The sequence below is a fragment of the Marivirga salinae genome, assembly GCF_030503855.1.
Taxonomy (GTDB): Bacteria; Bacteroidota; Bacteroidia; order Cytophagales; family Cyclobacteriaceae; genus Marivirga; species Marivirga salinarum.
This window is the reverse complement of sequence record NZ_CP129971.1, coordinates 1,703,571-1,724,465: the sequence shown is the minus strand read 5'-3', so window position 1 is coordinate 1,724,465 and position 20,895 is coordinate 1,703,571. Positions and strand designations below refer to the sequence as shown.

The following is a 20,895-nucleotide window of genomic DNA, read 5'->3' as shown; positions in this document are numbered from 1 at the left end:
CGGTTAGTTAATAAATTTATTATATTTATAGTAACATTTTTCGTAACTAAATTTTTTTACTATGAAAACGCTAACCACTACAGTAGCACGAATTGTTTTTGCAATTCCTTTTTTGATTTTTGGGATATTCCATTTTCTAAATGCCGAACAAATGGCATCAATGGTACCTTTTCCTCCGGAAATGTTTTGGAATTATTTGGTAGGGGCAGGGATGATAGCGGCAGCCATTGCTTTCATTATTAAGAAATATGCTAAGCTGGCAGGACTATTACTGGCTTTAATGCTATTGATCTTTATTTTGGGGATTCATTTGCCAGGAATTATTGGGGCAGATACTCAAGAAGCCATGATGCAGCCAATGCAAGGATTCTTGAAAGACATGGTGATTATGGGAGGAGCATTAGCTTTTGCTGGGATGTTTGATAGAGATGAAGCTTAATAATTTTAATAGATCAAGCAGTCTCGAAATTTCGAGACTGCTTGATTTTCCATTATAATTCCCAAGCCATTAAACCCTTAATACTTTCAATATCTCTAACTTTGGGGCTCTCTTTCTTTTCTAAACTCAATTTTAAAAATTCAGCAGTTGGTTTCATCCAAACCTCATTGCTATCCTCCCAATTATCCAAAATCAGACTTAATTGAAATAAAGTAGTCAGTTTTTCAAAGAAATATTTAGCATGAAGCTCCAGTTCATCTTGCTCCATTTTAAATATGCTTTTCATTTCATTTTGCAGTTCTTCAAAATGCTCTAAGACAGTATCATTAAAATCAGATTTTTTACCCAAAGAGGTTTTGATTTCCTGCATCATAACTTTCAATCCATCCGATTTAAAACTGGCTCTAAGCATATCTAAGATCATGATGTTTCCAGCCCCTTCCCAGATTGGCAATACCATGATATCCCGCATTATTTTTGGTAACACCCCATCTTCTATATATCCGATTCCACCCATTAGTTCCATACTTTCTCGGGTGATGTAAACTGCTTTTTCTGCTGACCATTTCTTAACCATAGGAGTTAATAATCTACCCAAATGCTTCTCATTTTCGTCTCCGTTATCCGCTCTATCCAAAGCTTCTATAGCTCTCCAAGTCAAATAAAAATTGGCAACATTCAAACTTCCTAATTCGAACAGCTTTTCCTTTATCAGCGTGTGTTCAATTGCGGTTTTGCCAAAACTTTTTCTGAAAAGATTAAAATTATAAGCCTCCACCAAAGCGCGTCTGGCTCCAGAAAGTGCAGCAATGGAATTATACAATCTTGACAGATTAATCATATCGGTCATGATTTTAAAACCATTGAATTCATCCCCAACCAATTTCCCAACCGTCCCATCTAAAATGCATTCAGCACTAGCCATAGAGCGAACACCCAGCTTATCTTTTAGCCGAACGATGGGTAATTTATTTTTACTGCCATCTAGTAAATGTTTTTCGATTAAGAAAATGGATAAACCACGGGTTCCTTCTTTGCTTTCATCTGTTCTTGCTAAAGCAAAAATGAGCTCAGCATTCACATTGCTACAAAACCATTTTTCACCACTCAAAAGGTAAGTACCATCCTCTTGCTTTTCAGCTTTTACTAAATTTCTACCGACATCCGAACCTCCTGATTTCTCAGTTAAAAACATGGCCCCTGTGAAAAACTGTTCCAGTTCTGTGGTGTAAATATGAGGAAGCAATCTTTTTTTATCTTCTTCCGTGCAGTGCAAATCAATCAGGCGAGCAACTCCATCTGTCATGCAAAGCGGACAATATTGGCCCAATTCGCTCATGGCATAAAGATAGCCAGATGCAAAACCTAAACTGTGTCTCTCTAACTTGAATTCATTCTTTAGGTTCGGTTCCCATTTTACTTTAAACATATCAGAATCAATGGCGATTTTCATTAATTCCTGATAAGAAGGATGGAATTTCACTTCATCTATATCCTCTCCAAAAAAATTTCTCTTAACTAATTGAGGGCCATTTTTATCCGCATCAAGTGAGAGTGCATCCATTTTCTGAGCTGCATCTTCTCCAGTTTTACTAAGCTTAGGATTCATGTAATCTAAGCCTTTGCTACTTACTTTCCTCTTTAGAAAATCTTGAAGAATTAAATCACTTTTATAGAAATTTTGGCTTGATTTATATTCATTTTCTACTACCTGATTTTTAACAGATTGCTTTTTTTTGATGTCTTCCACAGTATTTTGATTTAGAGAATAAAAGTTAAATCAAATATTTGAAAAAAAATAGGCTTTTATGCCTAAATTTCAAAGTTACAGTATATATAAAGTAAAACTTTGCTTTTTGACAACTTAAGCTATTACTTCAAAATGGGGTTCAACGAAGAGTACTATTACAAATAATACAAACCCATAAATTGAATTCCCGTATCTTTGGGAATGGCAAAACGCAAGAAATATACAGAAGGAAAGATTTTGAATTCTTTGGTAAGTCTTGCATTTCCAATTATCATGGCTAACGTGCTGCAAACAGCTTATCAGTTAATCGATACTTTTTGGTTGGGTAGATTGGGTGCTAATGCAGTAGCTGCTGTGAGTTTAAGTTTTCCTATTCTGTTCTTGGTTTTAGCGTTAGGCGGAGGTTTAACATTAGCCGGAACCGTAATTGTTTCTCAGCATAAAGGAGCAGAAAACCAAGTGAAGGTTAATTATGCTTCCTCCCAAACCGTGATGGTCATATTCTTTATTTCCATTTTATTAGCTGCAGTTGGTTATTTTTCTGCTGAGCCTTTAATGAAAATTGTAGGTGCAGGGTCTGAAATTCTAAAAGATTCCATAAGTTATTTCCAAGTTTCCTCTTTTGGGTTTGTATTCCTATTCATGTTTTTTGTTTTCCAATCCTTGATGCGAGGAATTGGGAATGTTTACCTTCCTATGTTTATCATCTTAGGGACTGTATTCCTCAATCTGGTTTTAGATCCGCTTTTCATATTTGGTTGGGGACCAATTGAGGGAAATGGAGTAGCCGGAGCAGCTATAGCGAGTGTTTTTACTCAAGGCTTATCGGCAGTTATTGGAATGGTAATTCTTTTTAAAGGGAAACGAGGAATAAAAATCAAGTTTACCCACATGAGATGGGATTTCCCGTGGGTAAAGAAATTATTTGAATTGGGCATTCCTTCCAGTCTGGATCAATCTAGTCGAGCTGCAGGTATGACTTTTATGATTATGCTGGTAACAAGTTTCGGAAGTGAAGTGGTGGCCGCTTATGGAGTTGGGGCAAGAATTTTGAGTTTGGTAGTAGTACCAGCATTAGGATTTGCTATTGCCACCACCAGTTTAGTAGGACAAAATATTGGAGCCAATAAACTTAAAAGAGCTGAGAAAATTGGAGATTTGAGTAATAAAATTGGCTTTTTCGGTTTAACGGGAATTGGTGTTTTATTATTTATTTTTGCCGAACCCATCACTGCTTTTTTCATTCCCAATGACCCTACGGTAATAAAAAATGGAGCTTTATTTATTAAAATAATGGCGCCAAGTTTCGGATTGTTAGGCGTACAGCAGATTTTGAATGGTGTTTTTAATGGAGCAGGATTTACACAAGCCTCTATGTTAATTTCAATATTTAGTTTATGGATAGTGCGTTTCCCAACTGCCTTTATGCTGTCTAATAAAACAGATTTAGGATTTGAAGGGATTTGGTGGGCATTTCCGATTTCGAATTTTTTAGCAGCGATTTTAGCTTTTGCTTATTACAAAATGGGCTATTGGAAATTGAGGGTAATTAAGAAAAGACACGAAATTTAATTCACCCGTCATCCATCACCCTACACCCATCATCATCTTGTCAACATGTAAACCCGTCAACTTGCCAACCTATCGACAAAAATTTGTAGATTTGCGCCAAAATAAATTGTAAAAATGAGCAAACAGAAACCTTCTATCCCTAAAGGAACTCGTGATTTTGGACCAGCTGAAATGGTCAAAAGACATTTTATCTTGGATACCATCAAAAAAGTCTATCAAAAATACGGATATGCGCCTATTGAAACTCCTGCGATGGAGAACCTAAGCGTATTGCAGGGGAAATATGGAGATGAAGGAGATCAGTTGCTTTTTAAAATATTGAATTCAGGGGATTTTCTTTCTAAAACTGAGGAAGAAGATCGACATGATTCTAAAACACTGCAGCCTAAAATTTCTGAAAAAGGTTTAAGATATGATTTAACTGTTCCATTCGCCCGCTTCGTGGTGATGCATCAGCATAATTTAACCTTCCCATTTAAGAGATATCAAATCCAGCCAGTATGGAGAGCTGATCGCCCACAGAAAGGACGATACAGAGAATTTTTCCAATGCGATGCGGATGCTATTGGAACCAATTCCATGCTTTGTGAGGCGGAAATTGTATTAATGATCCAGGAAGTTTTCAAAAACTTGCAGACTAAAAAAGCCAATAGCTTGGATTATGCTATTAAAATCAATAACCGAAAAATATTATCGGGCATAGTGGAAGTAATGGGCGCAGAAGGAAAGGAAACAGATTTTGCTGTAGCCATTGACAAATTGGATAAAATCGGTGAGGAAAAAGTAAAAGAAGAATTGAAAGAAAGAGGTTTTGCTCAATCTGCAATTGATACTTTATCACCCTTATTTACTTTAAGTGGAGATAATGCCGAGCAAATGAATTTCTTAAAGGATTTCCTAAAAGATTCTGAAAAAGGCCAAAAAGGATTGGCTGAGTTAAATGAAGTTTTTGATATTTTAGAATCTTTTGGTGCTAAAGTACCTCAGCTTGAGTTAGATGTGACTTTAGCTCGTGGACTTTCCTATTACACCGGAGCTATATTTGAAGTGAAGCCTAAAAATGTGGAGATGGGCAGTATTTGTGGTGGAGGAAGATATGATGGTTTGACAGATACTTTTGGTTTGCCTGATGTTTCTGGCGTAGGTATTTCATTTGGTGTAGATCGAATTTATGATGTATTGGAAGAATTAGATTTATATCCTGAAAATGCCGAAACCAGCACGGAGGTTTTGATGGTGAGTTTCGATGAGGAGAGTTGGAAATATTGCTTGAAAGTATTGCATAGATTAAGAACAGCCAATGTAAAAGCTGAACTTTACCCTGAACCCATAAAACTAAAAAAGCAAATGAAATACGCTAATGATAAGCAAATTCCATATGTGATTTTGGTAGGTTCTGAAGAAATGAAAACAGGCGATTTAACTTTCAAAAACATGAAAGAAGGAACGCAAGAAAACTTAAATGCAGAAAGCATTTTAAAACGATTTTTAGGATATGAGTAATTTTTTTGTACTTGGCGAACACGACCTTACGCTAGCTGAAATAAGAACGATTTTAGCCGAAAATAAAAAGCTAAAATTGGCAGATAAGGCCGTAGACGCAATTGTAAATTGTCGGAAATTTTTAGACGAACATATTCAGTCTTCCGAAGCTCCTGTTTATGGGATCAATACGGGATTTGGCTCATTATACAGCCGTAATATTTCCAAAGCTGATTTGGAGCAATTGCAATCTAATTTGGTGATGTCGCATGCTTGTGGCACTGGTCCCGAGATTGACAAAAGTATAGTGAAAATTATGCTGTTGCTTAAAATTCAATCCTTGTCCTATGGACATAGTGGTGTTCAGTTAGCAACTGTCGAACGCTTATTAGAATTTTATAATGAAGATATTTTTCCAGTCATTTATGAAACTGGTTCTTTGGGAGCTTCTGGAGATTTGGCTCCCTTGGCACATTTATCATTACCATTAATCGGAAAAGGAGAAGTCTATTTCAAAGGAGAAAGACTAACTGGCGAGAATTTATTAGCCAAAATGAAATGGGAGCCTATCCATTTAAAAGCAAAAGAGGGTTTAGCTCTATTAAATGGGACTCAATTTATGAATGCATTTGGCGTGCATTCGGTTTTAGCTTCTGAAGATATTTTAAATTGGTCAAATACCATTGGGGCTTTATCATTAGATGCTTTTGATGGACGCCCAGAGCCATTTGATCACAAAATTCATAAAATCAGAAATCAGGATGGGCAAAAAATAGTGGCTCAAAAGATTTTGGAATTGCTAAATGGTAGTGAAATTATAAAACAAAGCAAACAGCATGTTCAAGATCCTTACAGCTTCCGTTGCATTCCGCAGGTTCATGGAGCTAGTTATGATGCCATCAAATATGTGACAACTATTGTAAGTAAAGAACTTGCAGGAGTTACTGATAACCCCAATATTTTCCCTGAGGAAGGTGAGATCATTTCAGGTGGAAACTTTCACGGGCAACCATTAGCACTTTCTTTAGATTTTTTAGCCATAGCTTTAGCTGAATTAGGAAGCATTTCTGAAAGAAGGACCTATCAACTAATTTCTGGAAGCAGAGGCTTACCTGATTTTTTGGTGATGAACCCTGGATTAAATTCCGGTTTGATGATACCTCAATACAGTGCTGCTAGTTTGGTAAGCCAAAGCAAGCAGCTTTGTTCGCCCGCTTCTGTGGATAGCATAGTTTCATCAAATGGGCAAGAAGATCATGTTAGCATGGGTGCAAATGCAGCTACTAAACTGTATAAAGTAGTTGAAAATACTTATCAAGTATTAGCCATAGAGTTAATAAATGGGTCGCAAGCCTTAAAATTTAGAAGACCTTTAAAAACAAGTTCACATTTAGAAGAATTAATTCGTAATTTTAGGCAGCAAGTCCCGTTAATAGAAGAAGATAGAATTCTTCATACAGATATTGTTAAAGCGGTGCATTTTATCAAAACCCATAGAGCTTGAAAAAAATACTCATTACCATATTAATTTTATTTAGCTGTAGCAGCTTGTGGGCTCAGAGTAGTTTCCCAAGTGAAAACGGCTTATTTAACATTAATTATTTAAAAGGTTGTGAGTTTACTGAAATTGAGGTTACACTTAATCCTGGAACTGGAACACCCTTTATTTGCTTTGATGCTGATTTATCTGACATTGCCTCCAATAATGATTGTTTTGGAAACCCTGCACAATCAGCTGAAGATTTACAGTTTACTTATCAAGAAGCAGGTATTTATAATATTTTATTTCTACGACAGTTAACCAACTCTCAAGTTTACGACAGCATTACTATAGAAATTATAGATCCGGAGCCACCTAGAATTGCATTAGCCAATTGTAATGACGGCTTAGTATTTGATTTAAATCCACAAGAGGAAGTTTTTGATTTTTACACAATTGATTTTGGTGATGGCTCTGATCCTCAGCAATATCCTATTACAGCTTTCCCTTTTGCATATGACTATACTGATCCAACTCAAGAATATACGATTGATATTTCAGGTTCATTTGATAATACAGGCAATAATAATTGTGGAAATAATTCAGTAAGCAAAACCATCGTTCCTGAAAACCAAATTGAAGCAGAAGCAAGTATTAATTCTATTAATTTATTGTCTGAGAACAACTTCGAAATTGAGTATGAAGCTAATGAGAATCAGCTTTATCAAATACAAATCAAGGAAAATAGTAATGGTACTTATCAAACTATAGATAACATTTCAGCTACAACTGGTGGGGTTTACACTTTTCAGAACCTAAATTTGGTTGATAATTTTTACTGTGTTAGAATAATCAGCACCAGTAATTGCGATAATACTCCTCTTAATTCAAATGAAGTCTGTACTATACGTTTTGACGCAAGTGCCCAAAATAATGGTAACCTTTTGGATTGGAATCATTTTAGTTTTGAGAATTCAGAGCTTTTCAAAAATGGTGAGATTATATATAGTGGCAATGCACCTTATGTTGATGTTAATGTCTTATGCGGCCAAACAGACACCTATTCAGTAGTTACTAGAGATCAAAATGGAATAGAACTAACATCTTTTTCGATTGAAGTATCTGCCATCACTGGTTCTCCGTCTATTCCTATTTCCCAGATAGCCACCAAGGTACTTTCAGATTCTGAATTAGAATTAACTTGGGAAGTTCCTGCAGGGCTTCAACCCACAAATTTCGTTATTTATAAAAAACGAAATCTAACTGAAGATTTTTTTGAAGTTGACACAACTGGAACAAACAGTTATATAGATATTGGCACAGCATTTACTACTAGAAAATTCTACTACTCAATAGCTTATACTAATAGTTGTGGCGGCATATCTCCTATTACCACCACCGCATCAAATATTTTACTAAAAGTAAATCAAAATGAGTCCATAATTGATTTCACATGGGATTCTTATGAAGGATTTGATTCATTATTAAGCCATTATGTTATCAAAAAATATGATGAGAATATGACCATATTAGATGAAAATGATTTAGGTGATCTACCAAATTACAGCGAAAACATAGCTCAAAGTGAAGATCAGCTATCATTTTATCAAGTAGAAGCATATTCTGAAAATGGATTAATCGCTATCTCGAATTTACTGAGATACAAAATCCCTTCAAGCTTTTTTGTTCCAACAGGATTTACCCCAAATGATGATGCGCTAAATCAAGAAATAAAAGTAGTAGGAAAGTTTATTGAGGAAGTAGAATTCAGTATTTACAATAGATGGGGTACATTAATTTTCAGAAGCAACTCATTAGAAATAGGATGGGACGGATATTTAACTAATCGACCTGCCCCTGAAGGAACTTACAGCTACACAGTGCGTGTAAAAGATAATTACGGAGAAGAATATTTTAAAAGTGGTGTTTTTAATTTAATAAGATAGATATGTTTGATATGATGAAAATGATGGGACAAATTAAAGAAGTACAGGGCAAGGTAAAAGAGGCTCAGGAAAATTTAGTCCACATCACAGCAGAAGGAGAAGCCGGTGCTGGCATGGTGAAAGCCAAAGTGAATGGTAAAAAACAAGTAATTAGCATTGAAATTGATGATTCTTTAGTTAATGATAATGATAAAGAAATGATTCAAGATTTGACTGTAGCTGCTGTAAATAAAGCCATGGAAGAAGTAGATGGATTGGCTAAGGAAGAGATGAGAAAAGCTACAGATGGAGCCCTTCCCAACATTCCAGGAATGGATTTAGGTAATATGTTCAATGGCTGATAGCATTGCAGTAGTCATACTTAATTATAACGGCAGGGATTATCTAGATAAATTCCTGCCGAATGTAATTCAAAATTCCAGCCCTCATGAGGTAATAATAGTAGATAATGCTTCTACTGATGATTCAGTTCAATACCTTAATACAAATTTCCCCGAATTAAAACTTATTGAAACCCCAGAAAACCTAGGCTATGCAGGCGGTTATAATTATGCTTTAAAACAAATCGAAACAGATTTCTATATTTTACTTAATTCTGATGTAGAGACTACTCCTAATTGGATAAATCCAGTGATTAGTCTGATGCAACAGAATGAAAAAATTGCTGCCTGCCAACCTAAGATTAAATCCTATAATAAAAAGGAACTGTTTGAATATGCAGGAGCAGCAGGGGGCTTTATTGATCATTTAGGCTATCCATTTTGCAGAGGAAGAATATTTTCTCATTTGGAAAAAGACCAAGGCCAATATGATAATAACATCCCTGTTTTTTGGGCAACAGGTGCTTGCCTTTTTGTAAAAGCTAAAATTTTCCATGAATTTGGAGGGTTAGATGATCAATTTTTTGCTCATATGGAAGAAATTGACTTTTGTTGGCGAGCAAAAAATGCTGGACATGAAATTTATTACTGTGGAGAAAGCACGGTTTACCACGTGGGTGGAGGCACATTGAAGGCAGAAAGTCCTTTTAAAACTTATCTAAATTTCAGAAATAATTGGTTATTACTATACAAAAACCTCAGTAAAGAAGAATTTAAATCAATTAGCAAACGTAGAAAGCGATTAGATATATTAGCGGCTATACAATTCGTTGCCAAAGGACAAAAAGCCAATGCAAACGCAATTTTAAAAGCTCATCGTGATTTTAAGGAAATGAAAAAGCATTATAATCATAATCCAACACAGGGTTTACAGCATATTGAAATTTTCAAGGAATCAATAATTAAGAGCTTTTTTGTAAAGAGGAAAAAGACTTTTACAGAACTTAAATGGAAATAATCTATGTGTATTTTGAATATAATCCAGTAAATCATTATCTTAAATATCATTTTAAGATAATTCAAGCAATATGGAAGCTATAGCATTAAGTGAAGAAAAGTTAGTCAATGAAGAAAATCAACTTAGACAATATAAGTTTGCCACTACCTACTATGATGAGGAATTAAAGATCGCTGGTGTTAAATGGCATGGTTCATTCGCCACAGATGATTATATTGAATTATTTAATCAGTTTATTAAAGATGTAAAAGGCAAAGAAATAATTGGCTTTTATAGCGATATTAGAGAACAAGGAGTAGTACCAGTCGCTGCCAGAAAACATTTTGAAAAAGTCTTTTCGCCAAAAGGAAAAGAAATAGGTATTGATAAAACCGGAGTGGTAACAGATGCATCACCATTTAAGAAATATTATTTAAATACACTTATAAAAGTGACTAAGCGTCCTGCAAAGCTTTGCTCCAATCCGGAAGAAGCTTTGGAGTTTATATTATCCTAAAACTACTTTGGCAAAGATTAAATCTATCATCACAGACTTTAGAGTTTAAAGACACAGTTAAATAGAATTGAACGAATTTCTTTATTTAAACTTTAGTTACATCTTAAATTATAAAATACAGCCATTTCCTCAGGAGTTTCAAAAAAACCCTCATTCATTCTCTTAACCAACTCCGGACAATCCACAAATAGATTAGCAAGATACTTTTTCTTAAATCCTAAAATACCCTGAGTTACCCGAATCATTTCATGGGAGTTTTCCATTTGGAAAAATGGAATTGCTTCTTCATAACCACTATCGGGATCTCTATATTCATCCCAATAAAGTTTAACCTTGCCATCAACCGCTAATCTCATAAAAACCTTTTCACCTCTGCCTGTTGAATTTACATGAAATACTGAAAATAATTCGCTGTAGCTATCATACCATAAAGCTTCGTAAATATCATTCCCGATTTTATAAGAGGTTAAATCTTTTGGTCCATATCTTCTTTCAAAGATCCAAAAACCTTTTAACCTAACTTTTCTAAATATTTTTCCAAAAGGCTCAGGACTTCGGTCTCTTAATTGCCCGAAAATAGTATCGTTTTGATTTGTGACAACATAACCATTTTGATAGTTGGATTGCGCAAAAACGGAAATAGGATTAAGCTTGATAAGGAAAATCACATAAATACATAAAGAATATATTATCCTCATAAAAAATGAAATTTTAGATTTCGATATGAAATTTATAAAATTAAAACCTTATTAATCCCCTGAAGTTAAATTTAAATGATATCATTATATTTATTTATCAAAATAATTCAATTTTATAATTATATATAAAAATACTATCAATATTATCTTAACATAACTTTTCCGTTAATACATGTTGAAAAATATGTGATATTTATTTTCAAATATTACATATTTTAAAATTCCGTTTTATCTTGACTAAAACAGTGATTTTCCAATAAACGAAATATTTAATTCCCTTCGTAACAAAATATTTATTGGCAATTATTTTAATTTACAACAATAAAATTCTTATAATTGTGATTAAATGATACCTAAACTTACGAAAACAACCAAAACTCAATATAAGATGTTAATAAATATCATCAATAAATGTTTTAGAGAAATCAACCTCCTACATTTAAAAATATCACATATCTACAACGTACTTACATCTTATTACAAAAGAGGTAAAACTTCCTTAATTATGTTTTTAGAAGACTTCCAATTCAGATGACTTTTAGTGTTAAAAACTAAATATTAAAATAATCATATTTAAAATTATTACACTTAATAAATTATTCGGTGGTATTATTTAAGTTAAACTAAATCAAAATGAACACATTTTTTACGAAATTAAATCTAATAGCCATAGGATGCTTGTTTTTAGCAAGTTCAACAATGGCCCAAACGAATCAACAAAAAGCTAAAATTACTCAGAAATACAATAAACAAGTATTAACTGAGCTCGAACAAAATTTCTCAGCCAAAGCCAAAAAAGAAAAAGAAGAAGCAATTCAAATGGCTGAGCAAAAAGGATGGGAAGTAAAAATGAAACTAGAAGACGGGCGTTACGCAGAACTTCAGAAACTAACTCCATCTGGCGAGCCTATTTATTATATAACCTACAATGTAGATGCAGCTGAATCAACACGAACTGATTGGTTAAACTCAGGTGGTGGTTTAGGCTTAAACCTAAACGGTGATAATATGACCGCTCACGTTTGGGATGGTGGCTTAGCTCGTTCATCTCACCAAGAATATGATGGAGCTGGTGGTTCAAATCGTTTTTCAGTAGGTGATGGTTCAAGTTCATTGAATTTTCATGCTGCTCACGTAACCGGAACTATTATAGCATCAGGCGTTCAAGCTGCGGCTAAAGGTATGGCACCTCATGCCAATGCAGTTGGTTATGATTGGAATAGCGATATTTCAGAAGCAACTAATTCCGCTTCAAACGGTATGCTGATCTCTAACCATTCATATGGATATAGAGGTGATCAATTACCTGACTGGTATTTTGGAGCATATCTTCAAGAATCAAAAGATTGGGATGATTTAATGTATAATTCTCCTTATTATTTAATGGTTGTAGCTGCTGGTAATGATGGAGCTAACGATGGTTATAATGGAAGCCCACTAGGAGGAAACAGTTCTTTTGATAAATTATCAGGGCATGCTACTTCAAAAAACAATATGGTAGTTGCAAATGCTCAAGATGCTAACATTAATAGTAACGGAGAATTAGTAAGCGTTAGTATTAACTATTCCTCAAGTGAAGGCCCAACTGATGATTTCAGAATTAAGCCTGATATTACTGGAAACGGAACAGGTGTTTACTCTACTTATGAAAGTAGTAATTCGGCTTACAACTCTATTACAGGTACTTCAATGGCTTCTCCGAATGTAGCTGGTTCTCTTTTGATTTTACAAGAACATGCTAACAATGTATTTGGAAACTATGTAAGAGCTGCAACTTTAAAAGGTGTGGTTTTACATACTGCTGATGATGCAGGCATTACAGGCCCAGATGCTGTTTGGGGTTGGGGATTAATGAATGCTAAAAGAGCAGCTGAAACTATGACTGGAGCAGGTGATATCTCTAAAATAGAAGAATTGACCTTAAATAATGGCCAATCTTACTCTGTAACTGTTGAATCAGATGGAACTAGCCCATTATTAGCTTCAATTTCTTGGACTGACCAAGGCGGGACAGCTAATACTGGAACAACAAACCTAAGTACTCCAGTATTAGTAAATGATTTAGATATTAGAGTTACTAAAAACTCAACTACATACTCTCCTTACAGATTAACAGGAGTGAATAGCAATTCAAAAGGTGACAACAATGTTGATCCTTATGAAAGAGTAGATATCAATAATGCAAGTGGTTCTTATACTATCACAGTAACCCATAAAGGATCATTAGCCAGCGGAAGCCAAGACTTTTCATTGGTTGTTACTGGTGTTTCTGGTGACCCAGTTGCTTGTGAAGCAACTACTCCTACAAGCTTATCAGCTTCAAATGTTGGTTCAAACAGTGCTGATTTAAATTGGGATGCAGTTAGCGGAACTACATATGATGTTCGTTACAGAGTTTCAGGAACTTCTTCTTGGACAACTGAAAGTGTATCTTCAAGTTCATTAACTCTTTCAGGTTTAAGTTCAACTACTCAATATGAAGCTCAAGTAAGAAGTAAATGTTCTGACGGAACTTCATCTTCTTACTCTTCCAGCATTAGCTTCACTACAACTGATGTACAATTGGTGTATTGTGATTCAAATGGAAACAATGTTTCTGATGAATACATAGGAAGAGTTCAATTAGGAAGCCTAGATAATTCTTCTGGAGCTGCAGGTTCTGGTTATGCAGACTTTACTTCTCAATCAACTGATTTAGGTAAAGGTGATGCAAATACAATCACTATCACTCCGGAATGGACTGGAACTGTTTATAATGAAGGCTACAGTGTATGGATCGATTATAATCAAGATGGAGATTTCAATGATGCTGGAGAGCAAGTTTGGACGCAATCAGCTACAAGCAATACACCTGTAAGCGGAAGCTTTACAGTTCCTTCAGGAGCACTTTCAGGAAACACTACTATGAGAGTATCTATGAAGTATAACGGGGTTCCTACTGCTTGTGAATCATTCTCATATGGAGAAGTTGAGGATTACACTGTAAACATCACTACAGGAAGCCCTGAAGTATGTACAGTTCCTTCTAGCTTATCATCTTCTAACATAGGAGAAACTACTGCTTCATTATCTTGGTCAAGTGAAAGTGCTGCTAATGACTATACAGTAAGAATTAGAGAAGTAGGTACTAGCTCTTGGAGCACTTTATCCGCTTCTAGTAATGGTACTAGTGTTTCTGGCTTAACTGCTGATACACAATATGAGTGGCAAGTAAGAAGTAATTGCTCAAGTAGTAACAGTAATTACTCAAGTTCAAGTCAATTTACTACAGCCGCTCCAGTTCAATTAGAATATTGTACCTCTCAAGGAAATAATTCAAGCTATGAGTGGATACAAAGAGTTGTATTAGGAAGCATTGACAATACTAGCGGAGACAATGGTGGATATGCCGATTTCACAAATCTATCTGCTGATTTACCTAGAGGTACTTCTACTTCAATGAATGTTCAAGCAGCATTTAGTGGAAGCAGCTATACAGAATATTGGAGCATCTGGATTGATTTAAATCAAGATGGAACTTTCAGTTCTGGTGAAAGATTAGTAAATGGTTCTTCAAGCAGTAGCAATCTGCTAAGTGCTACTTTAAATATTCCTTCTACGGCTTTAACTGGCCCAACAAGAATGAGAGTAACCATGAAGTATAATTCACAAGGAACACCATGTGAAGCTTTTGCTTATGGAGAAGTAGAAGATTATACTGTAAACATCACGAACAGTACTTCTAGCATGGTTGCTATGAATAATAACTTAGATGGAGAAACATTAGGCAATGAAGATAATATTGCAATCTACAGCTTGTACCCTAACCCGGTTCAAGATAAGTTGAATGTAAATATTAAAAACATAGATCCTTCTAAGGGAATCCAGATTTATAGCAGCAATGGTGCTCTGATTAGATCAATCAATACTGAAAAAGAAATCAATACAATTGATGTAAGCACTTTAGAAAAAGGGATGTATATCTTAAAAGCTAATACAGTGAAAGAAGCTATTAATGCTAACTTTATTGTGAAGTAAAGAAAACAATAATTAAATTATTTAAACGCATGGAGCTTTGCTTCATGCGTTTTTTTATGTCTGAGGATTATGAAAGAAAAAAATGAGATTACAAATCAGTCAAGTTTCCTTTAAGAATCACAATTTCCAAGCTTCTCAAATGCTGAATATTTTCCAATGGATTTTTCTTTAAGACGATAACATCAGCCACTTTACCTTTTCCAAGACTTCCATAATGATCTTCCAAACCAAAAAAAGCAGGCCCATAAATCATGGAGGTTTTCAGTGCTTCGGCAGGACTTAAACCTGCTTCTGTTAAGCTAAACAATTCACCCCATAATGCTTCCCCAGGATAGACAAAGGAATTAAAAGGGCCACAATCAGAACCGGCTAATATTGGAACTCCGGCATCAAACATTGGTCTAATCATTTGCTTGGCTAAATTCGAGACTTTTTCTCGCATTTGGCTTCCGGAAACTTTGGCCCGCTTTGCAGATTCTATTCTTCCCTTATAGGTCTTCTGTATACCCACTCCTATCCTATCTATTAAAGAATCCGAACTATGATCTTCATCCGCTAATTGTGAAAGTACTTTTCCGATATATAAGGTTGGGGTAATATAAACCTCTTTTTGAGCCAGTTCTGTAAATAATTCATTAGCCATTTCCTCGCAATAAGTATCGGTAATGATTTCCATCATGGCATAGCCCAAACCTAACTCAGTCAAGCTATCTGCCTTGGGAGAGCACCCTTTCATAATGTAATACATATGCTCGCTTCCATCCATGCCTAGGGAAATTGCCTTTTGGAAATCGGCAGACATCGGCATATGCCCTGTTACTTTCATTCCTCTTTTTTCTGTTGCTTCAATGATAGAATAGAAATTTTCTGCACTGAGACTTCCATCATAAATTTTCACATAATCCACATTGATGGATTGTAATGAATCCAAAGCCATTTCAATATCTTTCTGGTTTTCTATTTTAATGGAGCCCTCCCAAGCTGATTTTGGTCCATCCAACTTAGGTCCTGAAGTGAAAATTTGTGGCCCTAGCAATTCTTTTTGATTGATTTTTTGACTCCAACCCATTACAGCTGGAGTTAAATCTCCACCAGCATCACGAACTGTGGTCACTCCAAATTGAGGAAATAAGCTTAAAAGATCTTGATTTTCAGCTATTAAATCAGTTCCTCCTCTGAAATGCACGTGATTATCCCAAAGGCCTGGCATTGCATATTTTCCTTGCAAATCCAGTGACTCTTTTGAATCATAAGCTGGCATTTCTTCCATAGAACCTGTTGAGAAAATAGTATCTCCTTTAATGGCTATGAATTGGTTTTCATGGAGGCTGTTATTTTGAACATCAACTATTGTGGTGTTGAGTAAAAGTAAATCAACTGAGGTTTTCTCCTTAGTTGTGCAGAAAGTGAGACTGGTTATTATAAGAATTGAATAGAATAAGGAAGTAAAAACTTTCATGATGTTTTTACATAAATATAATAAAATTGACATTAGCAGAACAAAACTCTATGCTAAAAGAACATGAAATCTTCTTCATTTGATTCTAACAGCCCTTAGAATAATTCCATACATTTGGGGTTTGTTCATCGGACAGAAGCTTGATCCATCCAGTAATTGTCCTAACTATTAGATCCCCTTCACCCATGCATGGGTGCTCTCTATATTCTTTAACTTTTACTTTACACCAAAGCCCTCTGGTTTCATTTATTGGAGTAATCTCCCAAAGAGTGCCTTTAAGTGTTGCTAATATTTCTGAACCCGTATTAGGTTCAGTCCTTAAATTCAACCCTGGTTCATTGGCATACCAACCTAAAACACCATCCTTATTTATAAGATACTCCATCCAAGTAGTCAAAACCAGTCCTTTGGATTTCAATTCAGTTATACTTAGCCAATACCCATTTTTAATTCCCACAAAATCATCAATTATATCAGTATAAACTATCGCCATTATCTCATATCCCACCATGTGAAGGTTAGAATAATCAAAATCACTTCTTTGACTTCCTATTTGAATATAAGATTGATAAGCTTCAGTATTGTTATCTGAAGAACCCAGAGTCAATTTACCAATTGAAACCCCATTTGGTTCATCATAAATTCTTAATCCAGAATTAGGTATATAAATACAACATACATCAAAATTTTCACCAGCCAATATAAGTCCCTTCACTAAGTCTTGTGACTTTTGTTGATTCGAAATCAAAAATATTATGATTAAAAGATATTTCATATTTTATATTTAGTGTCTTCAGCCTAAATATAATGAAATAGAATTATGCCAGACAATTTATTTCTTAGAGGCAACATTTGCCATAATTCTCCAGAATCAAAAAAATAAAAATTGAAATTTAAATAGCTAGAAATCAGAAAAACTCCTCCCCTGCAGCTTCCTGTGTTACTTTTTCTGCATTTTCTTTACCTAAATAGCGATCTATTAAGAAATGGGCTACATATAATAATGGTGTGAGTAATATGGCTATAGCCCCTTTGTAAATGTAATTAATGACTCCTACTGAAAGTACCTGTTCCATACTCCAGTTTCCAAAAACAAAAAAGGCAATCCAAAGCACTACAAAGCTATCTACCAATTGACTAACTAAAGTGGAACCTGTAGCCCTAAGCCATATTTTATCACTTCCTGTGTATTTTCTCAAATGTTGAAAAACCAAAACATCCAAAAACTGTCCAATTAAAAATGCGGTTAATGAGCCTAAGATTATACCCAGTCCTTGTCTAAAAATGACAGCATAGGCATAATTGATATCAAAATCATTTCCTTGCGGATCAGGTGAGTTGACATCCAGCCAAAACTCTGCTGGAGCTAGTTTTGTAACGCCATAAATCACAAAAAAGGAATAGAGAATAAAGATTGCCGTCAAAAAACTGATTCTTCGGACTCCCTTTTTACCAAAATATTCATTGATAATATCTGTGGTGATGAAAACAATGGGCCAGATAATCACCCCAGCTGTCAGATTGAAATCCAAGATAAAATCACCAAAAAGTTTGATTTGCGCAGGTTGAAAACCCAAAGTAGATTCAGCTGAAAAAATCTTTACCCCTAAAATCTCTGCTAATAAAGCATTGGTCAGGAAAATTCCGCTTAATACAATGAAAAGGTTTCTCTTTTTTCTATTTAGCGACCCATTTGGCTTAACTGCATCCATCCTATTCTTCTATAGTAAAAACTTTACCCTCCTCTGCCAAAGCGGTATTGGAAAATTCCTTCTGAGCTTCTTCCAATAAAGGATCTAATTCTTTATAGCGATTGGAAAAATGACCAATCAACAATTGGCCAACATTAGACTTTTTTGCAAAAATTCCTGCTTGCTTAGCTGTAGTATGGAAAGTAGCTTCTGCTCTTTCTAAATTATCGTGTAAAAATGTGCCCTCATGATAAAGCAAATCTACATCCTCCACTATAGGAATAATCTCTTCATTGTATTTTGTGTCCGAGCAATAAGCATAGCTTCTGGAGCGCTTAGCCGGTAAAGTATAATCCGAATTTTTAAATTTCAGATTTCCCGATTCATCCAATACATCCTCTCCTTTTTTCAGAATATTGATATCACGAACACCCAATTCTGAAACTTTTTCCTTTCTCAATCGCTTTGGCTTGGGTTTTTCTTTAATCAAAAATCCAGTGCAGGGAATTCTATGATTTAGCGGAATAGTTTGCACTGTAATTTTCGGGTGATCCAATATCAATTCAGATTGATCTCCCTTTAATTCTCGAAAGTGAATCCGATAACTCAGACGGGTATTAGCATATTTTAAATGAAGCTGTATAATCTCAGACAATCCAACCGGCCCGTAAAGATACAAATCTGTTTTTCTACCATTAAGGTGCATGGTAGATAATAACCCCATCAATCCCAAAAAATGATCACCATGCAAATGACTAATAAAAATATGGCTTAAGCGATTTTTTCTTAAGCCATATTTTTTCATTTGTAATTGAGTGGCTTCCCCACAATCAATCATGATTTGCATATCCTGTATTCGCAAAACCTGGGAAGTATGATGTCTTCCATGAGCTGGAGCTGCGGAATTAGAGCCTAATATGTGAACTTCAAAAGACAAGGAATTTTACTCGCTATCGCCTTCTTCTCCTAAACCTTTTTCCAATTCATGCATGAATACAGATTCCACTGCTTCGTGCACGGTAGGTAAAATATCAAATACCTTATCTAACTGCGAGATTTTGATTAGTTTTTCAGTATGCTCCGTAGGCGCTGCAATGATGAATGCTCCACCATTTTCTCCTATCACTCTGTTTCCAACTAATAAAGCGCTCAAGCCTGACGAGTCCACATATTTTACTTCCGACATGTCAATCACCATGTTCTGCACTCCTTCTGCCTGCATGGTCACTAAGTCCGATTTAAAACCTGACGCTACTGAAGAATCAAATTTTTCTTCCTTTATCTTTATTAATGAATACTTTTCTTCTTTATCAATTGAATATTTCATTTTTAACTATTTATATCTTTGGAAAACTATTTTAGTAAATGTAACTCCTTATTTAATACTTTTTAGGATATTTTGTTCAATCGTTTTTAATACGTCTTTGTAATCTCTGGGTTGGAATTTTTCCCCCGTAACTTTTTCAAACAACTCTATATAGCGATTAGAGATTTCCTTCACCTTATCATCCGTCATTTCAGGAATCTGCTGTCCGTCTTTCCCTTGAAAACCATTTTCAATCAACCACTCTCTTACAAACTCTTTTGATAATTGCTTTTGTTTCAATCCTTTAGCTTGATTCTCTTCATAAACATCTGCATAAAAATAGCGAGAAGAATCAGGCGTATGGATTTCATCTATCAAATAGATTTTATCACCTACTTTTCCAAATTCATATTTTGTATCTACTAAAATCAATCCATTTTTAGCGGCAATTTCAGTTCCTCTTTGAAATAATTGCTGGGTGTAAGATTCCAATTTTTCGTATTCTTCTTTGGAAACTAAGCCTTGTTTTAAAATTTCTTCTCTGGAAATATCCTCATCATGTCCTTCATGTGCTTTGGTAGTAGGTGTAATGATAGGCTGAGGTAATTTATCATTTTCCTTCAAGCCTTCAGGCATGGAAACTCCACAAATACTACGTTTTCCATCTCTATATTCCCGCCAAGCATGACCAGCCAAATAGCCTCTAATCACCATTTCCACAGGATAAGTTTCGCAATTGAAACCTACACTTACGTTAGGGTCAGGATTTGATAGCAGCCAATTTGGAACGATATCCTCTGTGGCTTTTAAAGCTTTTGCAGCTATTTGATTTAAGACCTGACCTTTGAAAGGTATTGCGCGTGGCATCACTACATCAAAAGCAGAAAGGCGGTCGGTTGCCACCATGATTAATTGATCGGGTGTGGTATAAACATCTCGAACTTTACCTCTATAAAAATTTTGCTGATTAGGCAGCTGAAAATTGGTTTCTCTAATTGCTTCCATTAGCACAAAAATAGCTAAGTGTTGGCAGATAAAAAACACTGCTAGCAAAAAGTAAATTGACCCACTTAGATAAAGAGGAAAGAGTTGATTTTATTCATAAAAACTATGAATAAAACTGACTTTTTAAAATTTTCCAAGATTCACCATTGTATTATCAATAATTATTACAAACCTTTGTAATTCAATTTGAAAAAGAATAATACCATAGCGCAAGAT

The 20,895-nt window shown here is 35.0% G+C and carries 17 protein-coding genes; 9 read left to right on the top strand and 8 right to left on the bottom strand.

The annotated features are described in order from the left end of the window. Window positions 1–61 precede the first annotated feature (61 nt). Window positions 62–439 carry a DoxX family protein gene (locus QYS49_RS07320; RefSeq protein ID WP_308351097.1) on the top strand — a complete coding sequence of 126 codons (378 nt, stop codon included), beginning with the start codon at window positions 62–64 and terminating at the stop codon, window positions 437–439. A 52-nt stretch (window positions 440–491) separates the two neighbouring features. On the opposite strand, the gene QYS49_RS07315 is transcribed toward QYS49_RS07320, so the two are convergent. Then, entirely contained in the window at window positions 492–2,189 is a 1,698-nt protein-coding gene (locus tag QYS49_RS07315) for an acyl-CoA dehydrogenase family protein (RefSeq protein ID WP_308351096.1), read from the bottom strand. A 201-nt stretch (window positions 2,190–2,390) separates the two neighbouring features. Between QYS49_RS07315 and QYS49_RS07310 the strand changes: the two genes are divergently transcribed. From QYS49_RS07310 to QYS49_RS07280, 7 genes are all read left to right on the top strand, one after another. Then, window positions 2,391–3,761 (top strand): MATE family efflux transporter, encoded by a 1,371-nt coding sequence (locus QYS49_RS07310; protein ID WP_308351095.1) that lies wholly within the window; start codon window positions 2,391–2,393, stop codon window positions 3,759–3,761. Between the two features lie 114 nt (window positions 3,762–3,875). Further along, window positions 3,876–5,264 carry a histidine--tRNA ligase gene (gene hisS, locus QYS49_RS07305; protein WP_308351094.1) on the top strand — a complete coding sequence of 463 codons (1,389 nt, stop codon included), beginning with the start codon at window positions 3,876–3,878 and terminating at the stop codon, window positions 5,262–5,264. Continuing rightward, window positions 5,257–6,747, top strand: coding sequence for a histidine ammonia-lyase (hutH, locus tag QYS49_RS07300; protein ID WP_308351093.1), 1,491 nt, complete (start codon window positions 5,257–5,259; stop codon window positions 6,745–6,747). The genes hisS and hutH overlap by 8 nt, the downstream gene beginning before the upstream one ends. Further along, window positions 6,744–8,669, top strand: a complete 1,926-nt coding sequence (locus QYS49_RS07295; protein ID WP_308351092.1) for a T9SS type B sorting domain-containing protein — start codon at window positions 6,744–6,746, stop codon at window positions 8,667–8,669. The genes hutH and QYS49_RS07295 overlap by 4 nt, the downstream gene beginning before the upstream one ends. A gap of 2 nt (window positions 8,670–8,671) precedes the next feature. After that, the gene (locus QYS49_RS07290; protein ID WP_308351091.1) at window positions 8,672–9,010 is read left to right on the top strand and encodes a YbaB/EbfC family nucleoid-associated protein; all 339 of its coding nucleotides are present in this window, start codon (window positions 8,672–8,674) and stop codon (window positions 9,008–9,010) included. Further along, complete coding sequence (locus tag QYS49_RS07285) at window positions 9,003–10,007, top strand: glycosyltransferase family 2 protein (RefSeq protein ID WP_308351090.1); 1,005 nt, start codon at window positions 9,003–9,005, stop codon at window positions 10,005–10,007. Before QYS49_RS07290 ends, QYS49_RS07285 begins: the two co-directional genes overlap by 8 nt. A 70-nt stretch (window positions 10,008–10,077) precedes the next feature. Then, complete coding sequence (locus tag QYS49_RS07280; protein WP_308351088.1) at window positions 10,078–10,503, top strand: hypothetical protein; 426 nt, start codon at window positions 10,078–10,080, stop codon at window positions 10,501–10,503. A 92-nt stretch (window positions 10,504–10,595) separates the two neighbouring features. Here QYS49_RS07280 and QYS49_RS07275 read toward each other — a convergent pair whose 3' ends face one another. Further along, entirely contained in the window at window positions 10,596–11,201 is a 606-nt protein-coding gene (locus tag QYS49_RS07275) for a hypothetical protein (RefSeq protein ID WP_308351086.1), read from the bottom strand. Between the two features lie 633 nt (window positions 11,202–11,834). On the opposite strand from QYS49_RS07275, the gene QYS49_RS07270 reads away from it, so the two are divergent. Beyond that, window positions 11,835–15,218 carry a GEVED domain-containing protein gene (locus QYS49_RS07270; protein WP_308351084.1) on the top strand — a complete coding sequence of 1,128 codons (3,384 nt, stop codon included), beginning with the start codon at window positions 11,835–11,837 and terminating at the stop codon, window positions 15,216–15,218. A gap of 88 nt (window positions 15,219–15,306) precedes the next feature. Here QYS49_RS07270 and QYS49_RS07265 read toward each other — a convergent pair whose 3' ends face one another. The 6 genes from QYS49_RS07265 to QYS49_RS07240 all read right to left on the bottom strand — a co-directional run bounded on the left by QYS49_RS07265 (window position 15,307) and on the right by QYS49_RS07240 (window position 20,679). Beyond that, entirely contained in the window at window positions 15,307–16,677 is a 1,371-nt protein-coding gene (locus tag QYS49_RS07265; protein ID WP_308351083.1) for an amidohydrolase family protein, read from the bottom strand. Window positions 16,678–16,762: 85 nt separating this feature from the next. Then, the gene (locus QYS49_RS07260; protein ID WP_308351082.1) at window positions 16,763–17,452 is read right to left on the bottom strand and encodes an SH3 domain-containing protein; all 690 of its coding nucleotides are present in this window, start codon (window positions 17,450–17,452) and stop codon (window positions 16,763–16,765) included. A 133-nt stretch (window positions 17,453–17,585) separates the two neighbouring features. Then, on the bottom strand, window positions 17,586–18,389 hold the full coding sequence (locus QYS49_RS07255; RefSeq protein ID WP_308351080.1) for a queuosine precursor transporter: 804 nt from the start codon (window positions 18,387–18,389) through the stop codon (window positions 17,586–17,588). Window position 18,390: 1 nt separating this feature from the next. Then, window positions 18,391–19,305 carry a ribonuclease Z gene (locus QYS49_RS07250; RefSeq protein ID WP_308351078.1) on the bottom strand — a complete coding sequence of 305 codons (915 nt, stop codon included), beginning with the start codon at window positions 19,303–19,305 and terminating at the stop codon, window positions 18,391–18,393. A 6-nt stretch (window positions 19,306–19,311) separates the two neighbouring features. After that, window positions 19,312–19,695, bottom strand: a complete 384-nt coding sequence (locus QYS49_RS07245; RefSeq protein WP_308351076.1) for an STAS domain-containing protein — start codon at window positions 19,693–19,695, stop codon at window positions 19,312–19,314. A 48-nt stretch (window positions 19,696–19,743) separates the two neighbouring features. Then, window positions 19,744–20,679, bottom strand: a complete 936-nt coding sequence (locus tag QYS49_RS07240) for a phosphoribosylaminoimidazolesuccinocarboxamide synthase (RefSeq protein ID WP_308351074.1) — start codon at window positions 20,677–20,679, stop codon at window positions 19,744–19,746. Between the last annotated feature and the right edge of the window lie 216 nt (window positions 20,680–20,895).

Excerpts from the sequence above, each read along its gene's own strand:
- QYS49_RS07320 (WP_308351097.1), top strand. The coding sequence starts at position 62 with ATGAAAACGCTAACCACTACAGTAGCACGAATTGTTTTTGCAATTCCT.
- QYS49_RS07310 (WP_308351095.1), top strand. The coding sequence starts at position 2,391 with ATGGCAAAACGCAAGAAATATACAGAAGGAAAGATTTTGAATTCTTTG.
- hisS (WP_308351094.1), top strand. The coding sequence starts at position 3,876 with ATGAGCAAACAGAAACCTTCTATCCCTAAAGGAACTCGTGATTTTGGA.
- hutH (WP_308351093.1), top strand. The coding sequence starts at position 5,257 with ATGAGTAATTTTTTTGTACTTGGCGAACACGACCTTACGCTAGCTGAA.
- QYS49_RS07290 (WP_308351091.1), top strand. The coding sequence starts at position 8,672 with ATGTTTGATATGATGAAAATGATGGGACAAATTAAAGAAGTACAGGGC.
- QYS49_RS07285 (WP_308351090.1), top strand. The coding sequence starts at position 9,003 with ATGGCTGATAGCATTGCAGTAGTCATACTTAATTATAACGGCAGGGAT.
- QYS49_RS07280 (WP_308351088.1), top strand. The coding sequence starts at position 10,078 with ATGGAAGCTATAGCATTAAGTGAAGAAAAGTTAGTCAATGAAGAAAAT.
- QYS49_RS07275 (WP_308351086.1), bottom strand. The coding sequence starts at position 11,201 with ATGAGGATAATATATTCTTTATGTATTTATGTGATTTTCCTTATCAAG.
- QYS49_RS07270 (WP_308351084.1), top strand. The coding sequence starts at position 11,835 with ATGAACACATTTTTTACGAAATTAAATCTAATAGCCATAGGATGCTTG.
- QYS49_RS07265 (WP_308351083.1), bottom strand. The coding sequence starts at position 16,677 with ATGAAAGTTTTTACTTCCTTATTCTATTCAATTCTTATAATAACCAGT.
- QYS49_RS07260 (WP_308351082.1), bottom strand. The coding sequence starts at position 17,452 with ATGAAATATCTTTTAATCATAATATTTTTGATTTCGAATCAACAAAAG.
- QYS49_RS07255 (WP_308351080.1), bottom strand. The coding sequence starts at position 18,389 with ATGGATGCAGTTAAGCCAAATGGGTCGCTAAATAGAAAAAAGAGAAAC.
- QYS49_RS07245 (WP_308351076.1), bottom strand. The coding sequence starts at position 19,695 with ATGAAATATTCAATTGATAAAGAAGAAAAGTATTCATTAATAAAGATA.
- QYS49_RS07240 (WP_308351074.1), bottom strand. The coding sequence starts at position 20,679 with ATGGAAGCAATTAGAGAAACCAATTTTCAGCTGCCTAATCAGCAAAAT.